Below are 16,074 nucleotides of genomic sequence, written 5' to 3' on the forward strand. Positions count from 1 at the left end.
AATGAAAATCCAAGAAAATTTAAGGGAAACAGCCCGGAAATTGTTAGCCGGTGGGGAGGCCAGCCTGGTGATCGGTTATGCCCCGGGCAGTGAAGTAAGCCGGGTAGTTCCCGCCTTCATCAGCCGGGAAGAAGAGGTAAACCGTCTGGTCTGGAATCCCCTCTGTATCAATAATCTGGCTAAATACCTGCTGGATTACCGTTATGAACCGGGGAAAGTGGCGGTGGTAGTCAAGGGCTGTGATTCCAGGGCCATCATTCGCCTGCTGCAGGATAACCAGATCATCCGGGAAAAGGTGATCATCCTGGGCATCCCTTGCTCAGGCCTGATCAACCCCGATTTGGTGGCAGCCCGCCTTGACCCGGGAGCACAAATTACGGCAGCAACCGTCAGTAAGCAAGACTTTTCTTTACAGACGGGGGAGGGAACTTTCACTTTTACCCGGGACGAGGCCCTGCTCGAGAAGTGCCGGGACTGTGAACACCACACCCCGGTAATTGCCGATTTTATGCTCGGGGAAGAAATACCGCCTAACGATCCGGGGGATCCCTTTATCGCAGTAAAAACGCTGGAAGAACTACCGGTAGAAGAAAGGAGCGCATACTGGGATAAGCAGTTCAGCCGGTGCCTGCGGTGTTATGCCTGCCGCAATGTATGCCCGGCTTGCACCTGCCGGGAATGTGTCTTTGACCAGGCGGAACCGTGTTGGGTGGCCAAAGCCAATAACCTCTCGGAGAATACTGCTTTTCACCTCATCCGGGCCTTTCACGTGGCCGGACGATGCGTGGATTGTGGTGAATGCGACCGGGTATGCCCGGTAAATATACCCCTTTCGCTCCTCAACCGGAAGATATTAAAGGACATCAAGGACCTGTTCAACGTCCCCACTCCGGGTACCAGTCTGGAAGAACTGCCGCCCTTAGGGACATTTACCAATTCCGATCCCGATGAATTTATGTAGAGGGGGACGCCCGATGAAAGCATACACCATTACCAGGGATAATTTAGGGGCCTGGCTCGATGCCCTGGCCAGGGATTATACCTTGATCGCTCCCGTCAGGGAAGAAGAAACCGTTTCTTTATTTAAACCCGTAAGTGGCTTTGCAGAGATAAACCTGGGTTATACCAATAGCACGGTATCTCCAAAGGGTTGGCTTTTCCCCCAGACCGAAGAAATGTTTTTCTTTTCCACCGGCGATGGTCAGATTACCCTCGCGGACGCGCAAACTCCCGGACCGGCCGTACTCTTTGGCCTTCGCCCCTGCGACATTAAAGGGATCCTGGTTCTAGATCCGGTTTTTAATGGTGCCTACCAGGACTGCTATTACCAGAAGCGCCGCCAGAATACCATTCTGGTGGGTCTATCCTGTACCCGGGTGGAACGCCACTGCTTTTGTACCTCCATGGGAGGAGGTCCCACCGACGGGGGGGGAGCCGACCTTTTATTAACAGAGATGGACGGTGGCTATGGCCTCGAGGCACTAACTTCCCGGGGGGAAGAGTTGATTCATCGCTATCAAGACTACTTTATCCCTGACCGGGATAACCGTGTAACCGCCGCCAGGGAAGAGCTGGGTAAAAAATTAGCAGGCCAGTTTACCCGTGCCGTAGACACCACGGGCGTAAAGGAATTTCTGGATGAAAATTTTGAATTGCCTTACTGGGGTGAGCTTGCCCGTCGCTGCCTGGGGTGCGGCATCTGCACCTATATCTGCCCGACCTGTCACTGCTTCGATATCTTCGACCAGAGCCCGGATGGGGAGTCGGGAGTGCGGTCGCGCTGCTGGGATTCCTGCATGTTCAGCCACTTTACCCGTATGGCCGGCGGACACAACCCCCGGCCTACCAAAAAGGAACGGGTGCGCAACCGTTTTTTGCACAAACTGAAATACCACCGGGACCGCTATAACCTGGATGGATGTGTCGGTTGTGGCCGCTGCGTCACCAGGTGTCCGGTAAATATTGACATCCGCCAGATCATTGCCGACCTGCAGGAGGTGGCCCGGCATGAGTAACTGCCATTGTCGCAACCCTTTAAAGCCCTACCCAGCCACCATCGTGAAAATTATCGATGAAACCCCGGACGTGAAAACCTTCCAGATGGTGTTCGATGACCCGTCGGTAATGGAAAGCTTCCGGCAAAAGCCGGGCCAGGTGGCCCAGCTCTCAGTGTTTGGTGTGGGGGAGGCTACCATTTCCATTACTTCCTCACCCACCAGAAAGGGCATACTGGAGTTTAGCGTGAAAAAGGTGGGCATGCTGACCGGTGCCCTGCATCGCCTGGAACCGGGCAGCAAGGTGGGTATCCGCGGTCCTTACGGCAACCACTTTCCGTACGAGGTAATGAAAGGCAAGGATCTCTTGTTCATTGGCGGTGGCATTGGCCTGGCTCCCCTGAGGGCACTCATCGATTTCGTACTGGCCGAGGAAAACAGGGGGGACTACGGAAAGGTAGATATTATCTACGGTGCCCGGTCCATGGATGACCTTTGTTTTAAATACGATATCCTGGATCGCTGGCCCAAAATGCCGGGCACTACCGTCTACACCACCATTGACCGGGCCGAGCCGGGCTGGGAGGGGCATGTAGGGTTTGTCCCAGCCTACCTTGAGGAAATCAATCCCTCCCCGGAAAACAAGTATGCCATTACCTGTGGTCCGCCCATCATGATCAAGTTTGTGCTCCAGGCCCTGGAAAAGATGGGTTTTTCCGACGACCAGGTGGTCACCACCCTGGAACTAAAGATGAAGTGCGGCATTGGCAAATGCGGCCGTTGCAACATCGGCAGCAAGTACGTGTGCCTGGACGGGCCCGTATTTTACTTGAGTCAGCTAAAACAGCTGCCGCCGGAATTTTAACATGCGCTTAGGCTCCGGCCCCTGTCCGGGCCAGCGAAACGGCCTCTCAAAAGCGGGCAGGCAGTAGCCCGGCACACCCGGGAAAATCGGCCCTTTACTGTGAAAACCCCGGGATGGCTAAGGGCGGGCGGTCGTCCGGCCTCCTGCAAGAACGGGGCGACGGCCGCTCAAGGTTTAAATAGCAGTTTTTGGTAAAAACAAAAGACACCGTCTTTCAAAGACCGGTGTCTTTTTCTCCACATATAATATTGCAGGTCTTTTTTTCCAGGGTGATAAGGATGGCAAAGGCGTCACGTTGGCGCATTTATGTGGGGCTGTTTCTTTTAAGTGCGGGAGGGATATTGCTGGGCATAACCCTGTTGCTGCGCTAAAAAAGGATTTCGCCATAATCCCGTAGAAGTTTAAATGGTCTAACCTTGATCGCTGAAACCTACCCCCAGTATGCCTCCCAGGGCACCCGCCACGAGGGCCAGGATCAATTTTTGGAACAGGGAAACGGGCATGACCTGGGAGGGAAGTACGGTGGTGGCTAGAAGCCAGGAAACGAGGAAAAAAAGTACGGCCACCCCTAAACCGTGAAGCAAACCCCGATTCCCGGCCCGGCTGGCAGCGGACCAGGCTCCCACCAGCACACTGAAGAAAAATAGACCTGCGGCAAACCAGGGCAGGCTGCTTTCAGAGAGGCTGGTAAAATAATAACCCGCGCCTATTAAAGCGCTGCCCAGAAAGGACACCGCCAGCCCCCAAAAAGCCCCCCGCAACACTTCCCAGAGGCTAAAGGAACCGGGAGTTTCCTGATTGAGCAAGGTTGATCACCTCCGTTTTTTATTTTCCATCTATAGTAGGTGACCGTGGATAATATGACTAATTATGGTCGGGAGAGGAAAAATGGCAGGACAAATTGTGGCTTATCCACTGAGGCAAAATTTATATCTCAATATCACCAACCGATGTACAAATAACTGCCTTTTTTGCATCCGCCGCACCTCCGAGGGTGTTGGCTATGATCTCTGGCTCAAACAGGAACCATCCCCGGAAGAGGTGCTTGCCGCGGTACAAGACCCCACCTGCTACCAGGAAATAGTTTTTTGTGGTTACGGGGAACCGCTAATGCGTTTGGAAGTGGTCAGGGAGGTATCAGAACAGCTAAAAAAAAGGGGGACGCAAATTAGAATCAATACCAACGGGCAGGCGAATCTAGTCTATCAAAAAAACGTGGTCCCGGAATTAAAAAACCTGGTAGACACCATTTGTATCAGCTTAAACGCACAATCGGCCGACCGCTACCTGGAAATTTGCCGGCCCATATATGGGGAGAAAGCCTACCAGGCCGTGCTGGATTTTGCCCGCTGTTGTGTCGGGCAAATTCCCAGGGTGGTCCTTTCGGTAGTGGAATGGCCGGGAGTGGACGTAGAAAAGTGCCGGGAAATTGCCCGCAAGCTGGGAGCAGAATTCCAGCTGCGGCGGTTTTCCGGTACGCTCAAACAGGCATGAGCCAGAGGCAATCCCAGCGCCCCTGGCTTTTGGTCGAACGCCCGTAACTAGGGCCTTTTGCCTGGCGCATCATCCGCCCTTTCTGCAGACTTTTCTTCGGGAGAACCGGGGGGAGTGGGATCATCAACAAAATCGTGTTCCCACTGGCCATCGAAGTTAACCATGGTGGCCGAACCGGTGGCCTCCGGGATAAAGGCATCGCCTTTAGCAAAAGGGTGCTTTTTTTTCTTTTTCGTCACCATTTTTCCCTCCTTACTTAATAAAAGATTTAAGAAAGGTGGTCGTCCCCCGTCGTTAGAACGTTTAGGGCCCGACGCATAGTACTGATTTTATATCATCACCGGCTGTTCCTGCTCTTATACGAATATAACCCGGGGATAATAAAAAACGGCTATCTGGTAAAGGAAGGGGGTGAAAAATCCTTTGACGGCACAAACGACATTGATAAAGATTGAAGGGATGTCCTGCAACCATTGCAAGGCAGCAGTAGAAAGGGCTTTAAAGCAAATTGACGGCGTAAAGGACGTTTTTGTTGATCTGGACAATAAAAGGGCCATGGTTACCCACGATCCCAAGGTAACCATGGAGGTACTGGCCAGGGCAGTTGAAAAGGCGGGCTATAACGTGCTTCCATAACTTTAGTTTTGCCAGTATCCGGAGGTAACATATTGTCGCCTCCGGTTTTCTGTTTGAACCTCCTGTCGTAAGAAGAGAATATTTGATGGAATAAAGTTACAGTTATTAGCAGGAAAAACCAGGACACAGAAAGAAATGGGATTTAACAGATAACAGGAGAAGGAGCGATTCAGATGTGGAACCCACTACCTGCACTGAAGCGCCAGAGTGCCTTGGCCGTTTTGTGGCAAGTAGGGGCCCGCATCCTGGAAGCCCTGGGGGCCGATGAACAGGCCCTGCGCTGGATTGATCGGGCCATGCGGCTTGAACCCAGACAAGCAACACTCCACCTGCACGCAACCAGGCTGTGCCTGAAACGGGGCCGCCTGGACCGGGCAATCCTGCACTGGAAAAAAGTGGCCGGTGAACAGGGTAAAACCAGCCTCTTGTACTGGCTTAACCGGACCAACCAACGGGCTTTTAATGCCTCCCGGTTGATACAAAAGACCGGTACTTACTCCCTGGAAGAAAAGGAGAAAAATCCTGCTCCTCCCGTTAAAGAGAGAAAGAATTCCCTGCCCCGCTTTTTAGGTCGGTTTGGAGATCTTTTCCAGAGGCGGCCCGACACGCCGCCTCTGGATGAAATAGGCGTGCAACTACTGGAAATAGGGAGGGCCGAACATGCTCTGGCCGTGTTCAGGCAGGTTCTGCTCTGTCAGGGAGCCAGTCCTGAACTATACCTGAATATGGGGCTGGCGGCCAGCAAGCTGGGCCGGCATGAAGAGGCCCTGGAATATTACCAGCGGGCACAGGCCGGGGGATTAAATAACGTAGAAATTATGAACAACAAGGGATACAGCTTGTCCCATTTGGGGCGATATGAGGAGGCCATTGCCTGTTATGAACTGGCCAAAGAAATGTGCCCGGGTGACGCCACCGTGCTTTCCAATCTGGCCTCCTGCTACCATCGGGCACAGTTTTATCAAAAAGCCCTTTCCTGTTATGAAAACGCCCTGCGTTGTAGCTCCAATGACGCCACAACCTTGAACAACTATGCCTTGTGTTTAGATGAAGTAAGCAGGCACGAGGAAGCCCTCCAGCTCTACGACCGGGCCCTGACCATGGATCCGGATAACCAAACAATTCTTCTGAACAAGGCAGCATGTTTAGTGAAGTTGAAACGCTACGACGAGGCCATGGCCATATGTGACCAGATACTGGCCCGGCAACCCGGCTGCCCGGAAAGCTGGGGCATGCGGGGAAACGTGCTGAACGAGATGGGGCGCACCTCGGAAGCCGTGGAATGTTACAACCGGGCTTTGGGCCTGTCCTGCGGAAAATTTGTAGGCAGCTAAATTTCATATAATCTCTTTCGCCTTTTACGGCGGTCTTCCCGCATCGCCCGGGGATGACCGCCGTCTTTGTTTTCGTTGCCGGGTTTCTTTTTTTGTCTTTGTCCCGCCGGAAGTAGAAGGACGTTCGGGAAGGGTGGCGAAATAGTTTAAATCCAGGTAGTTGAGTTATACTACTCGGTGGAGGAATTAAACATATGTACCGATTAACTGTAATTAAGCGCTTTGCAGCCGCCCACCGCCTGGTCAATTACCAGGGTCAGTGTGCCCGACTGCACGGACACACCTGGACCGTAGAGGTTTCGGTGGGGGGAGAGAAACTGGACTCTTGCGGTATGCTCATTGACTTTCGAGCCTTAAAGGAACTGGTAGGCAAGATAGTAGGGGAACTGGATCATAGCTATTTAAATGATTTACACCCGTTTAATGAACTTAATTTTAACCCCACCGCGGAAAACCTGGCCAGACACATTTTTTATAAACTGAAGTCGTTGCTGCCCCCCGATTTGACCATGAGCGAAGTACGGGTTTGGGAATCCCCCGATGTCTGTGCCAGCTACCGGGAGGATGTCATACCGTGAAAAGTATCGTTTTGCTTTCCGGTGGCCTGGATTCCACCGTTTCCATGGCCCAGGCCTTACGCGAAGGCCAGGTAGAGCTTTGCCTGACCATGGATTACGGCCAGCGGGCGGCCGCAAGGGAAATTGCCGCTGCCTCCGCCCTGGCTGCTTATTATAAACTGGCCCACCGGGTAATCCAGCTGCCCTTTCTGGGTGAGGTTACCACTACCTCCCTGGTGAACAAGGAAGAAACCATCCCGGAACCCGCGGAAGAATCTTTAAACGATCCCCAGCAGGCTACGGCTACGGCCGCCGCAGTATGGGTACCCAATCGGAATGGCCTGTTCATTAACATTGCCGCGTGTTTTGCGGAAGCTTTGGGCTGTGAGCAGGTGGTGACCGGTTTTAACCGGGAAGAAGCGGCTACTTTTCCTGATAACAGCCTTGATTTTTTAGAGGCCATCAACAACTCCCTGGCCTATTCCACGGCCAGCGGTGTGCGCGTAGTCAGCTACACCGCCAGACTAAATAAAGCGGAAATAGTGCGCCTGGGGCAACACCTGGGGGTACCGTGGCACCTGATCTGGAGCTGCTACTATGGTGGACAGACCATGTGCGGGCGCTGTGAAAGTTGCCGGCGACTCGGTCGGGCCATGGCCGCCGCAGGGCTAGAGGATCAGGTCCGGAGGTGAAATCCATGCACGTTTATTTTGCTCCCCAGACCATCCTGTACGACGGTACACAACTTTCATCCCTTTGGGCCTACCGCTCCTTTGGCCTGTTAGGGGACAGTATTGTGGCCTTCAGGGGGCCCTGCCGCGTCCATTTCGATCACATGGTTGATCTGGAGGATGTACGGGCACAATCACCCATTTACGGTGATGATATGTTGCATTTCATTGTGGAACACTTTGATCACGATTTAGAAAGGGCGGTCCTGCGACAACGGCTGCTGGTGGCCATAATCCGAGAAATACTGGAGCAAAAGGGGCACGGCCTGCAACGGGCAGGGGATGACTTATATTACCAGGAACGCAAGCTGTCCATTTCCATTGCTACCACCACGCCCGTATCCACCATGATTCATACGGCCTTAAATATAACGGCGAAAAACACACCGGTACCGGCAGCCGGCCTGGTGGAACTGGGCTGGCCGGTGGCACTAATCCCGGAGTTGGCCAGGGAGATTGGCCGGGCCTATGCTGACGAAATGCAGGGCGTGAAACGTTCCAGATGTAAAGTAAGGGGGGTGGGTTAGGTGTCCTCCCCGGTTGCCCCCCTGGTTGAAATTTTCTCATCCATCCAGGGCGAGGGTATCTGGGTGGGTTGCCGGCAAATTTTTTTGCGCTTTGCCGGCTGTAACCTGACCTGTAGCTATTGTGACACACCCAGAGACATACCCCGGCACTGCCGCTGGGAAGCCCGGCCGGGCAGCCGAGAATTTCTTTTGTTACCCAACCCCCTCACTCCCCAGGAGGTGGCCTTGAAGATCAGGAAATTAAATCCAGCCATCCATCACTCCATCAGTCTAACGGGGGGAGAGCCGCTGCTCCATACATCCTTTCTTTTGGAGCTCATTCCCCTCCTTAAGGGAACCCGGCAGGGTATTTATCTAGAAACCAACGGCACTTTACCGGATAACTTGGAAAGGATACTTCCCCTGGTGGACATTATCGCCATGGATATCAAATTACCGGGAACTGCCAACATAAACCCCTGCTGGCAGGAACACAGGGCATTTCTAAAGCTGGCCCGCGGGAAACATGTATTCGTGAAGCTGGTAGTGGATGAAGACAGCAAACCGGAAGAAATAGAAAGGGCCTTGGACTTGATCTGCAGCGTGGGGGATATCCCCCTGGTGATCCAGCCGGTGACAACCCCTGAAGGTAAAACCCGGTTAAAACCGGAAATAGCAATCACCTGGCAATCCCGGGCTCTGGAAAGACTGACCGACGTCAGGGTCATCCCCCAGACGCACAAATTTTTGGGTCACTTGTAATGTCAGGAGGGAGAGGTAATGATTGATACCGAAAAGATTGAAAAAGCGGTACGCATGATTTTAGAAGCCATCGGCGAGGACCCTGACCGGGAGGGACTTAGGGAAACGCCGGCCCGGGTAGCCAGAATGTACAAAGAAATTTTTTGTGGTTTGTGGGAAGATCCGGAATTACACTTAGAGAAAATATTTACCGAGGAACATGAAGAAATGATCCTGGTGAAGGACATCCCCATATATTCTATGTGCGAGCATCACCTGTTACCCTTCTTTGGCAAGGCCCATGTAGCCTATATACCCAGGCGGGGTAAAGTAACGGGGCTTTCCAAGCTGGCGCGGGTGGTGGAGGGATTTGCCAAACGCCCTCAATTACAAGAACGCCTGACCACCCAGATCGCCGACAGCATTATGCGCCGGCTAAATCCGCAAGGTGTGCTGGTTGTAATTGAGGCGGAACACATGTGCATGACTCTGCGGGGAATCCGTAAGCCTGGCTCGAAAACCATTACCTCGGCAGTCCGTGGTTCCTTCCAAAGAAGCGAGGCCACAAGGGCAGAAGCCCTGGCCCTTATTAAAGGCTAGCTAACCAATACCTTTGGAGGTCAAAACCGATGAAAGAAAAAGAAGGCAAGCTGGAATTAATAGCCACCAAAAGCTTTACTCCTTATCCGGAAATGTACAGGGTAATTGATTTCTTAAATAAAAACCTGAAGCATAAAAAAGTAATGTTTGGTTTAACCAAAGATCCCGAGAAAGGTAAGATGATTATTTCAATTTATGAAATATAAGCGGAGGGTACCATGATTGTTTTGCTCAGCAATGATGACGGCATTCATGCCCCCGGTTTAAAAGCCCTGGCCGAGAGCCTGCAGGGATTGGGTGAGCTTTATATCGTGGCTCCGGACCGGGAACGCAGCGCCACCGGCCACGGGATTACCGTTCACCGCCCCCTGCGCCTGGAAACGGTTAGTATTCCCGGTATTAAGGCCAGGGCCTGGGCCGTGGACGGCACACCGGCCGATTGTGTGAAGCTGGCCGTGGAGGATCTGTTGCCCGATCCCCCGGCCCTGGTGGTTGCCGGCATTAACCAGGGACCTAACCTGGGCACCGATGTCCTTTATTCCGGGACGGTTTCCGCAGCCATCGAAGGAATTATCAATGGTTTTCCGGCCCTGGCCATTTCCTTAACCACCTATGGCAGCCATGATTTTACTACGGCTGCGGAAGTGGCCCGGAAGATGGTCAACCTGACTATGCAAAAGGGCCTGCCCCGTGGAACATTATTAAATATTAATGTACCGGCAGCTAAGCCCCGGGGCATACGCTTTACCCGCCTGGGCAACCGGCGGTATGTGAATATTTTCCACAAACGTACCGATCCCCGCGGACGCATTTATTATTGGATGGCCGGAGAACCGCTGGACCTGGATGAAAACGGCGATGACACGGACGTGCAGGCCATAAAACAAAATTTTATCTCCATCACGCCAATCCAGCTGGACCTGACTGATTACCAGTCATTGCAAATTCTTCGCCAGCAGTGGGGGGAGGTAACCTTTAATTTTTAACGGCGCCAGCCCAGGAAGGAGGCCAGGCGTCGTAAATCATGGCTGTGCACCCCACCGGAAAGAAACAACAAAAGTAAATAGGTCGCGGCCCCCAGGAAAAGCACAATCAAAAGGCCGGCACGGGATAAATCATCGGAACCCAGCATAAAGTTACGGACATACCACATAACCACCGCCATGCCCGCGGTGGCCACGAGTGGTTTACCCAGGCAATAACCAAAATCCACCCTTAGAGCGATGATTTTCTTTAAGTCCCGGTAATTCAACAGGGACATAATGATATAGGCGGCACACAGGGAGAGGGCGGTACCCCTGATGCCCAGCGTGGGAATGGCTGTAAGGTAGTAAATGCCGGCTACCTTAAAAGCAGAGGCAATAATCAGGTTGCGCAATGGCCTTTCGGCACGACCCAATCCCTGTAAAATCCCCGTGGTAGTCTGCTGCAGGTAAAGAAACGGCCCCCCCAGGGCCAGGGTGCCCAGAGCCACGCCGGCGTCGGCATAGCCGAAAATTGCATGACATAACTCCCTTGGCAAAAGGAAAAAGACCGCCGTGGCGGGCAATCCGGCCAGCATGGTCAGACGCAAAGCTTCTTCCGTACGGCCACGCACCAATGAAAGGTCATTTTGCGCCAGGGCATCACTTATGGCCGGAACCAGAGCCGTGGCTAAAGAAATGGTCACAATACTGGGGGTAAACAGGAGGGATTCGGCAATTCCAACAAATTGACCGTATACTCCAGTAGCCTCATTTATGGTCATACCTGCTGCCTGGAGGCGCCGGGGAATCAGCATGGCATCCACCGATAAAAAGGCAGTGGAAACAAAACGGGTCAGGGTCACGGGTACGGCCAGATCGAAAATCCGGCCGGTAACCTTCAGTGCCGGTTCCGGACAATAAACGGCAAAAGGGGAAAGGAAAGGGCGTTTTTTGAAATAGATGGCCAGCATGAACAGAAAACCGACAAATTCTCCCAACACCACCCCCAGGGAAATACCCATGGCTGCATACTCGATTCCCCGGGGAAGCATGAACCAGGCAATTCCCAAACCGGCAATCACCCGGACCAGCTGTTCCACCACCTGGGTTACGGCCGTAGGGGTCATCTGCTGCAGTCCCTGGAAAAAGCCGCGAAAAGCCGAGCAAAGGGATACGATGATAATGCCCGGGACCAGACTAAGAAAACAGTAGTACACCTTCGGGTTGGGGAAGACGTACTTTTGCAATAGGGGTGCGCCCAGCATGAGCACCAGGGTAAAGAATAGACTGCTGGCTACAATACACCAAAAGGCGATGGAGAAAACCCGGTAGGCCCCCCGCAGGTTACCCCGGGCCACCTCTTCGGCCATCAGTTTGGCAATAGCCACCGGAATTCCGGCTGTAGCCAGAACCAGCACCAGGACGTAGATGGGATAGACCATGTTAAAAAGACCAACCCCCTCCGGGCGGATCAGCCGGATCATCAAAATCTGATAAACAAACCCGATCAGCCGGTTGCACAGGCTGGCCAGCAAGAGGATAAAAGCACCATAGACAAAGGATTGCCGGGACATGTTCTGCCACCTCTTGCTATATGTATGTTCGTGCCCAGGTGCCTATGTGGCCAACCTTGTCAAGCCCGCCAGAATGTCTGTCGAAAAAATTTTTCGTATTTCCAAAGGATTTTGCGAGTATGGCGTAGAATAATAGAGGTTTAAGCAACGCAATTACCCCAACGTGCGTTGCATAAAAGTGCACCCCTGGTGGGGCTGTTTTTTGTGCCTAATCCAGATATGCCCAGTTCTGGCTACGATAGAGTATAGAATACAGACCTGGGGGGAAACCATTATTTACAAAAAAGGGAGGTAACGGGATTTTGAAAAACTACCAGACTTCTCAACTCCGTAACATCGGCGTGGTAGCCCACGGCGGCGCCGGGAAGACCTCTTTAGTAGAGGCAATGCTTTTTAATACCGGGGCCATTACCCGACTGGGCCGGGTAGAAGATGGCACCACCACCGCCGATTACCATCCTGAGGAAATCAATCGCCAGGTAACCATTCATACCAGCCTGGTGCCTTGCGAATGGCAAAATTGCAAGTTGAACATTTTAGATACCCCGGGCTACTCCGATTTTATCGGGGAAGTGCGCGGTGTACTGCGGGTGGTAGAGACTGCCCTGTTTGTAGTCTCCGCGGTCGACGGGGTAGAAGTACAGACCGAAGTCATCTGGGATCTGGTAGAACAGGGCAATCAATCCCGGATAGTCTTCATTAATAAGATGGACCGGGAAAACGCCAATTTCTACAAAGTGCTGGATGATCTGCAGGCCAAGTTTAATGCCAATTTTGCCCCCATTCAACTGCCCATCGGCCAGGCCAATGATTTTACCGGGATTGTAGACCTGGTGGAACAAAAGGCCTACTCCTTTGAAAATGGTAAACCCAAGGAAGTAGCCGTTCCCGACAATCTGGCCTCAGAAATTTCCTCCTACCGGGAAAAGTTGATCGAGGCAGCGGTGGAAGCCGACGATGAACTGATGATGAAGTACCTGGAAGGGGAAGAATTAAGCAGCGAGGAAATTAAAGAGGGCCTGCAAAAAGGGGTTATTGCAGGCAAGGTAGTCCCCATTTTATGCGGATCGGCCACGAAAAACATGGGTGTAACCAACCTCATGGATTTCCTGGTGAAAAACTGTCCTGCCCCGCCGGTAGAGGAAGGAGCTCCCTTCTCCGGCCTGATTTTTAAGACCCTGGCCGACCCCTACGTGGGCAAAATGAACTTTATCCGCGTTTTCACCGGAACCCTGAAGAGTGATAGCGTCGTGCTTAACAGCACCAAGGAAAAACAAGAGAAGATCGGACAGATCCTCTACGTACGGGGCAAAAACTCCACTCCCACCACCGAGGTGCCCACGGGCGATATAGCCGTGCTGGTCAAACTGCAGGACACCAGTACGGGCGACACCCTGTGTGATAAGGATCATCCCGTCAAGCTGGAGGGGATCAACTTCCCCGAACCAACCCTGACGGTAGCCATCCAGCCCAAGAGCAAAGGCGACGAAGATAAACTGGGTGATGCCCTGTCCAAGTTGCTGGAGGAAGATCCCGCCGTCCGGGTGGAGAAAAACACGGAAACAAAGCAGACCCTGCTCACCGGTATGGGAGAGTTGCACCTGGATATCCTGCTTGAGAGGTTAAAGCGCAAATACGGCGTGGATGTAACCATGGATTCCCCGAAAGTGCCCTACCGGGAAACCATTCGCGCCGAAGTAAAGGTGGAGGGCAAGCACAAGAAGCAAACCGGCGGTCGCGGTCAATACGGTCACGTCTGGCTGCGCCTGGAGCCCCTGGCCGATGCGCCCTTCGAATTTACCGAAGAGATTTTTGGCGGGGCGGTACCAAAGCAATACATCCCGGCAGTAGAAAAGGGCGTGCGGGAGGCCATGCAGGAAGGCGTACTGGCCGGTTACCCGGTTACCGGCGTGAAAGTGGTACTATACGACGGTTCCTTCCACCCGGTAGACTCCTCGGAACTGGCCTTCAAGATTGCCGCTTCCATGGCCTTTAAGAAGGGACAACAACAGGCCAAGCCAGTACTGCTTGAACCAATCATGGAAGTGGAAGTCACTGTGCCTGAAAACTTCATGGGCGACATCATCAGCGACTTCAACACCAAGCGGGGACGCATTCTGGGCATGGAAGCGGCCGGGAAAAATTCCCGGGTAAAGGCTCTGGTGCCTCTGGCGGAAATGTATCGCTATGCCATCGACCTGAAATCCATGACCCAGGGCCGGGGTTCCTTCCGCATGAAATTCTCCAGCTACGAAGAAGTGCCCGCCCGCTTAGCCGAGGAAATCATCAAAAAGGCCAAAGCGGCGGAGGCAGAAAAATAGGCAGGAGCAAACCTCCTGCCTTACTTTTTCCTCAAAAAGTTTACGCTAAAAAAGCCTTCCCTTTGGGAAGGCCGCAATTTTACTGGCTGGCAGGGGAGACAGGACTCGAACCCGCAACCTACGGTTTTGGAGACCGTTGCTCTACCAATTGAGCTACTCCCCTACAACCACCTATTCTTAGCATTGTTATTATAAAATATTTTCAACAGCCCGTCAAGGACCATTTCAAAAGAGCTATTTGCGTTGTAAACATTTTTGCCCTCTGGGAGGCTAACGCCCATACCAGACATGGACGTTTTCCAAGGCATCGGAACTGAAGCGGATGCTGGTTTTGCAGCGGGTTCTGGAAGGTCAGATTTCAACCTTTGAAGCTGCCCTGGTATTAGGCTTAAGTGAACGTCAGGTATACAGGTTAAAGGCCAAATTCCAGTCGCAGGGGCCTGCTGCCCTGGTCCATGGGAACCGGGGCCGCAAGCCGGTTCACGCTGTTCCCGAGGAGACCCGGCAGCAGGTCATCCAACTCGCCCAAACCATTTACAGGGGGTGCAATTATACTTTTCTTAGCGAGTTGCTCTGCGAACGGGAAGGAATCACCTTGAGTCCTTCTTCGGTGGGTCGCATCCTGAAAAGCGCCGGCATTCCGAGCCCGCGGAAGCACCGTCCGCCTAAACTGCACCGCCGTCGTCAGCGGAAACCCCAGTTTGGGATGCTGGTCTTGATCGATGGCAGCCATCATGATTGGCTCGAGGGAAGGGGACCAAAACTGGTTTTGCTTTTGGCGGTGGACGACGCCACCAGTATGATTTTGGCCGCCCTTTTCAGTCTAACGGAAGATTTCGAAGGTTACCGGCGTCTTCTTTTCGACCTGGTTACCCGTTATGGTATTCCTCTGGCCATTTACTCTGACCGGCACACCCTTTTCTTCCCCCCGGAAAAGGAAGTATCCCTTGAGCAGCAGTTGCTGGGAGAGGTTCGGCCGCTGACCCAAATCGGCCGCATTTTAAATGAGTTGGGGATTACCCCGCTCCCCCCAGGCAAAGGGGCGTGTTGAAAGGGCTTTTGGGACTCTTCAGGAACGCCTGACCGTTGAGCTTCGCCTGGCCGGGGCATGTTCCCTCGAAGAGGCCAACGAGGTCCTTGAACGTTTTATTGAACGTTACAACCAGCGGTTTGCGGTACCCCCGGAAAGTTCTGCGTCTGCCTTTCGCCCCGTTCCTGCCCATTTGCGTTTGGAGCACGTTTTTTGCTGGAAGGAGCGCCGGGTTTTGAACCCCGGCTACACCATTCAGTACCAGAAACAGACCTACAGGGTGGTGAATACCAAAGGTGTTCCGGTCATTCCTTTGCGCACGGTGGTGGAGGTGCACAGGCTCGCTGACGGCAGTCTCTTTGTTGGCTGGAACGGCCATATTTACCCCCTTGAACCGGTTCCGGCGAGTTCCTTGTCGCCGAAGAATAAAGAAGCTGGGAAAAAGGGCGGGCAGTCTATGGGCAGAAAACCCGCCCCCGACCACCCATGGCGCAGGCCATGGAAATCAAGTCAGATCAATCATGGCGTCAGTTTTTAGCATGTTCTTTGGTGAGCCCCTGAGGCCTTCCTCTGGCGGCGCCGAAGGGGAGTCTTGACAGTCGGGGTCCCCTCACGTGGTACAATGGATTACTTGACGGGGGCGTGCTACGTCTTTGTTGCATGTTCCCCGGAGCCGCCCCGTCGGCATTTTTAACTTAACCACGTGAGGGGTGGCTGTCAAGACCG

Annotated in this window: 19 protein-coding genes and 1 tRNA gene; 16 read left to right on the forward strand and 4 right to left on the reverse strand. The window is 53.1% G+C overall.

Annotated elements, in window-relative coordinates; all coding sequences use genetic code 11:
* The first annotated feature begins 1 nt into the window (after position 1).
* From D7024_RS09675 to D7024_RS09685, 3 genes are read left to right on the forward strand one after another with little or no spacing between them, the layout of a single operon-like run.
* Positions 2-961 carry a Coenzyme F420 hydrogenase/dehydrogenase, beta subunit C-terminal domain gene (locus D7024_RS09675; RefSeq protein WP_243113749.1) on the forward strand — a complete coding sequence of 320 codons (960 nt, stop codon included), beginning with the start codon at positions 2-4 and terminating at the stop codon, positions 959-961.
* Positions 962-974: 13 nt separating this feature from the next.
* Positions 975-2,015, forward strand: coding sequence for a 4Fe-4S dicluster domain-containing protein (locus tag D7024_RS09680; RefSeq protein ID WP_121451610.1), 1,041 nt, complete (start codon positions 975-977; stop codon positions 2,013-2,015).
* The gene (locus D7024_RS09685) at positions 2,008-2,859 is read left to right on the forward strand and encodes an FAD/NAD(P)-binding protein (protein WP_121451611.1); all 852 of its coding nucleotides are present in this window, start codon (positions 2,008-2,010) and stop codon (positions 2,857-2,859) included. The genes D7024_RS09680 and D7024_RS09685 overlap by 8 nt, the downstream gene beginning before the upstream one ends.
* 410 nt (positions 2,860-3,269) lie before the next feature.
* Here the strand turns inward: D7024_RS09685 and D7024_RS09690 are convergent, their stop codons facing one another.
* Complete coding sequence (locus D7024_RS09690; protein WP_121451612.1) at positions 3,270-3,665, reverse strand: TIGR04086 family membrane protein; 396 nt, start codon at positions 3,663-3,665, stop codon at positions 3,270-3,272.
* Between the two features lie 97 nt (positions 3,666-3,762).
* Here D7024_RS09690 and D7024_RS09695 point away from each other — a divergent pair, with 97 nt between their 5' ends.
* Positions 3,763-4,353 (forward strand): TatD family nuclease-associated radical SAM protein, encoded by a 591-nt coding sequence (locus tag D7024_RS09695; protein WP_243113750.1) that lies wholly within the window; start codon positions 3,763-3,765, stop codon positions 4,351-4,353.
* A 47-nt stretch (positions 4,354-4,400) separates the two neighbouring features.
* On the opposite strand, the gene D7024_RS14965 is transcribed toward D7024_RS09695, so the two are convergent.
* A complete protein-coding gene (locus D7024_RS14965) occupies positions 4,401-4,592 on the reverse strand; it encodes a hypothetical protein (RefSeq protein WP_207666918.1) in 192 nt (63 codons plus the stop codon).
* Positions 4,593-4,776: 184 nt separating this feature from the next.
* Here D7024_RS14965 and D7024_RS09705 point away from each other — a divergent pair, with 184 nt between their 5' ends.
* The 9 genes from D7024_RS09705 to surE all read left to right on the forward strand — a co-directional run bounded on the left by D7024_RS09705 (position 4,777) and on the right by surE (position 10,444).
* Entirely contained in the window at positions 4,777-4,989 is a 213-nt protein-coding gene (locus D7024_RS09705) for a heavy-metal-associated domain-containing protein (RefSeq protein WP_121451614.1), read from the forward strand.
* A gap of 173 nt (positions 4,990-5,162) precedes the next feature.
* Positions 5,163-6,323: a tetratricopeptide repeat protein gene (locus D7024_RS09710; protein ID WP_121451615.1), complete on the forward strand. Its 1,161-nt coding sequence runs from the start codon at positions 5,163-5,165 to the stop codon at positions 6,321-6,323.
* Positions 6,324-6,517: 194 nt separating this feature from the next.
* The gene (gene queD / locus D7024_RS09715; protein ID WP_121451616.1) at positions 6,518-6,901 is read left to right on the forward strand and encodes a 6-carboxytetrahydropterin synthase QueD; all 384 of its coding nucleotides are present in this window, start codon (positions 6,518-6,520) and stop codon (positions 6,899-6,901) included.
* A complete protein-coding gene (queC, locus tag D7024_RS09720) occupies positions 6,898-7,572 on the forward strand; it encodes a 7-cyano-7-deazaguanine synthase QueC (RefSeq protein WP_121451617.1) in 675 nt (224 codons plus the stop codon). The genes queD and queC overlap by 4 nt, the downstream gene beginning before the upstream one ends.
* Positions 7,573-7,577: 5 nt before the next feature.
* Positions 7,578-8,138, forward strand: coding sequence for a DUF366 family protein (locus tag D7024_RS09725; protein WP_121451618.1), 561 nt, complete (start codon positions 7,578-7,580; stop codon positions 8,136-8,138).
* Positions 8,139-8,879, forward strand: a complete 741-nt coding sequence (locus tag D7024_RS09730; protein WP_121451619.1) for a 7-carboxy-7-deazaguanine synthase QueE — start codon at positions 8,139-8,141, stop codon at positions 8,877-8,879.
* A gap of 18 nt (positions 8,880-8,897) precedes the next feature.
* The gene (folE, locus tag D7024_RS09735) at positions 8,898-9,458 is read left to right on the forward strand and encodes a GTP cyclohydrolase I FolE (protein ID WP_121451620.1); all 561 of its coding nucleotides are present in this window, start codon (positions 8,898-8,900) and stop codon (positions 9,456-9,458) included.
* A gap of 29 nt (positions 9,459-9,487) precedes the next feature.
* A complete protein-coding gene (locus D7024_RS09740) occupies positions 9,488-9,664 on the forward strand; it encodes a YpmA family protein (protein ID WP_121451621.1) in 177 nt (58 codons plus the stop codon).
* 12 nt (positions 9,665-9,676) lie between these two features.
* Complete coding sequence (surE, locus tag D7024_RS09745) at positions 9,677-10,444, forward strand: 5'/3'-nucleotidase SurE (RefSeq protein WP_121451622.1); 768 nt, start codon at positions 9,677-9,679, stop codon at positions 10,442-10,444.
* Here the strand turns inward: surE and spoVB are convergent.
* The gene (spoVB, locus tag D7024_RS09750; RefSeq protein WP_121451623.1) at positions 10,441-11,997 is read right to left on the reverse strand and encodes a stage V sporulation protein B; all 1,557 of its coding nucleotides are present in this window, start codon (positions 11,995-11,997) and stop codon (positions 10,441-10,443) included. The genes surE and spoVB overlap by 4 nt on opposite strands.
* Positions 11,998-12,299: 302 nt before the next feature.
* Here spoVB and fusA point away from each other — a divergent pair, with 302 nt between their 5' ends.
* On the forward strand, positions 12,300-14,318 hold the full coding sequence (gene fusA, locus D7024_RS09755; protein ID WP_121451624.1) for an elongation factor G: 2,019 nt from the start codon (positions 12,300-12,302) through the stop codon (positions 14,316-14,318).
* An 87-nt stretch (positions 14,319-14,405) separates the two neighbouring features.
* Here the strand turns inward: fusA and D7024_RS09760 are convergent.
* Positions 14,406-14,481, reverse strand: a tRNA-Trp gene (locus D7024_RS09760).
* Positions 14,482-14,640: 159 nt separating this feature from the next.
* Between D7024_RS09760 and D7024_RS15655 the strand changes: the two genes are divergently transcribed.
* Positions 14,641-15,369 carry an ISNCY family transposase gene (locus D7024_RS15655; protein WP_207666919.1) on the forward strand — a complete coding sequence of 243 codons (729 nt, stop codon included), beginning with the start codon at positions 14,641-14,643 and terminating at the stop codon, positions 15,367-15,369.
* Positions 15,323-15,886, forward strand: coding sequence for an integrase core domain-containing protein (locus D7024_RS15660; protein WP_207666920.1), 564 nt, complete (start codon positions 15,323-15,325; stop codon positions 15,884-15,886). The genes D7024_RS15655 and D7024_RS15660 overlap by 47 nt, the downstream gene beginning before the upstream one ends.
* Positions 15,887-16,074 lie beyond the last annotated feature (188 nt).

This window comes from Desulfofundulus salinus (genome assembly GCF_003627965.1).
In the GTDB taxonomy this organism is placed as follows: domain Bacteria; phylum Bacillota; class Desulfotomaculia; order Desulfotomaculales; family Desulfovirgulaceae; genus Desulfofundulus; species Desulfofundulus salinus.

Coding starts and splice junctions, on each gene's coding strand:
- D7024_RS09675 (WP_243113749.1), top strand. CDS start 2: ATGAAAATCCAAGAAAATTTAAGGGAAACAGCCCGGAAATTGTTAGCC.
- D7024_RS09740 (WP_121451621.1), top strand. CDS start 9,488: ATGAAAGAAAAAGAAGGCAAGCTGGAATTAATAGCCACCAAAAGCTTT.
- D7024_RS09725 (WP_121451618.1), top strand. CDS start 7,578: ATGCACGTTTATTTTGCTCCCCAGACCATCCTGTACGACGGTACACAA.
- surE (WP_121451622.1), top strand. CDS start 9,677: ATGATTGTTTTGCTCAGCAATGATGACGGCATTCATGCCCCCGGTTTA.
- D7024_RS15660 (WP_207666920.1), top strand. CDS start 15,323: ATGAGTTGGGGATTACCCCGCTCCCCCCAGGCAAAGGGGCGTGTTGAA.
- D7024_RS09680 (WP_121451610.1), top strand. CDS start 975: ATGAAAGCATACACCATTACCAGGGATAATTTAGGGGCCTGGCTCGAT.
- D7024_RS09710 (WP_121451615.1), top strand. CDS start 5,163: ATGTGGAACCCACTACCTGCACTGAAGCGCCAGAGTGCCTTGGCCGTT.
- queD (WP_121451616.1), top strand. CDS start 6,518: ATGTACCGATTAACTGTAATTAAGCGCTTTGCAGCCGCCCACCGCCTG.
- folE (WP_121451620.1), top strand. CDS start 8,898: ATGATTGATACCGAAAAGATTGAAAAAGCGGTACGCATGATTTTAGAA.
- D7024_RS09685 (WP_121451611.1), top strand. CDS start 2,008: ATGAGTAACTGCCATTGTCGCAACCCTTTAAAGCCCTACCCAGCCACC.
- D7024_RS15655 (WP_207666919.1), top strand. CDS start 14,641: ATGCTGGTTTTGCAGCGGGTTCTGGAAGGTCAGATTTCAACCTTTGAA.
- spoVB (WP_121451623.1), bottom strand. CDS start 11,997: ATGTCCCGGCAATCCTTTGTCTATGGTGCTTTTATCCTCTTGCTGGCC.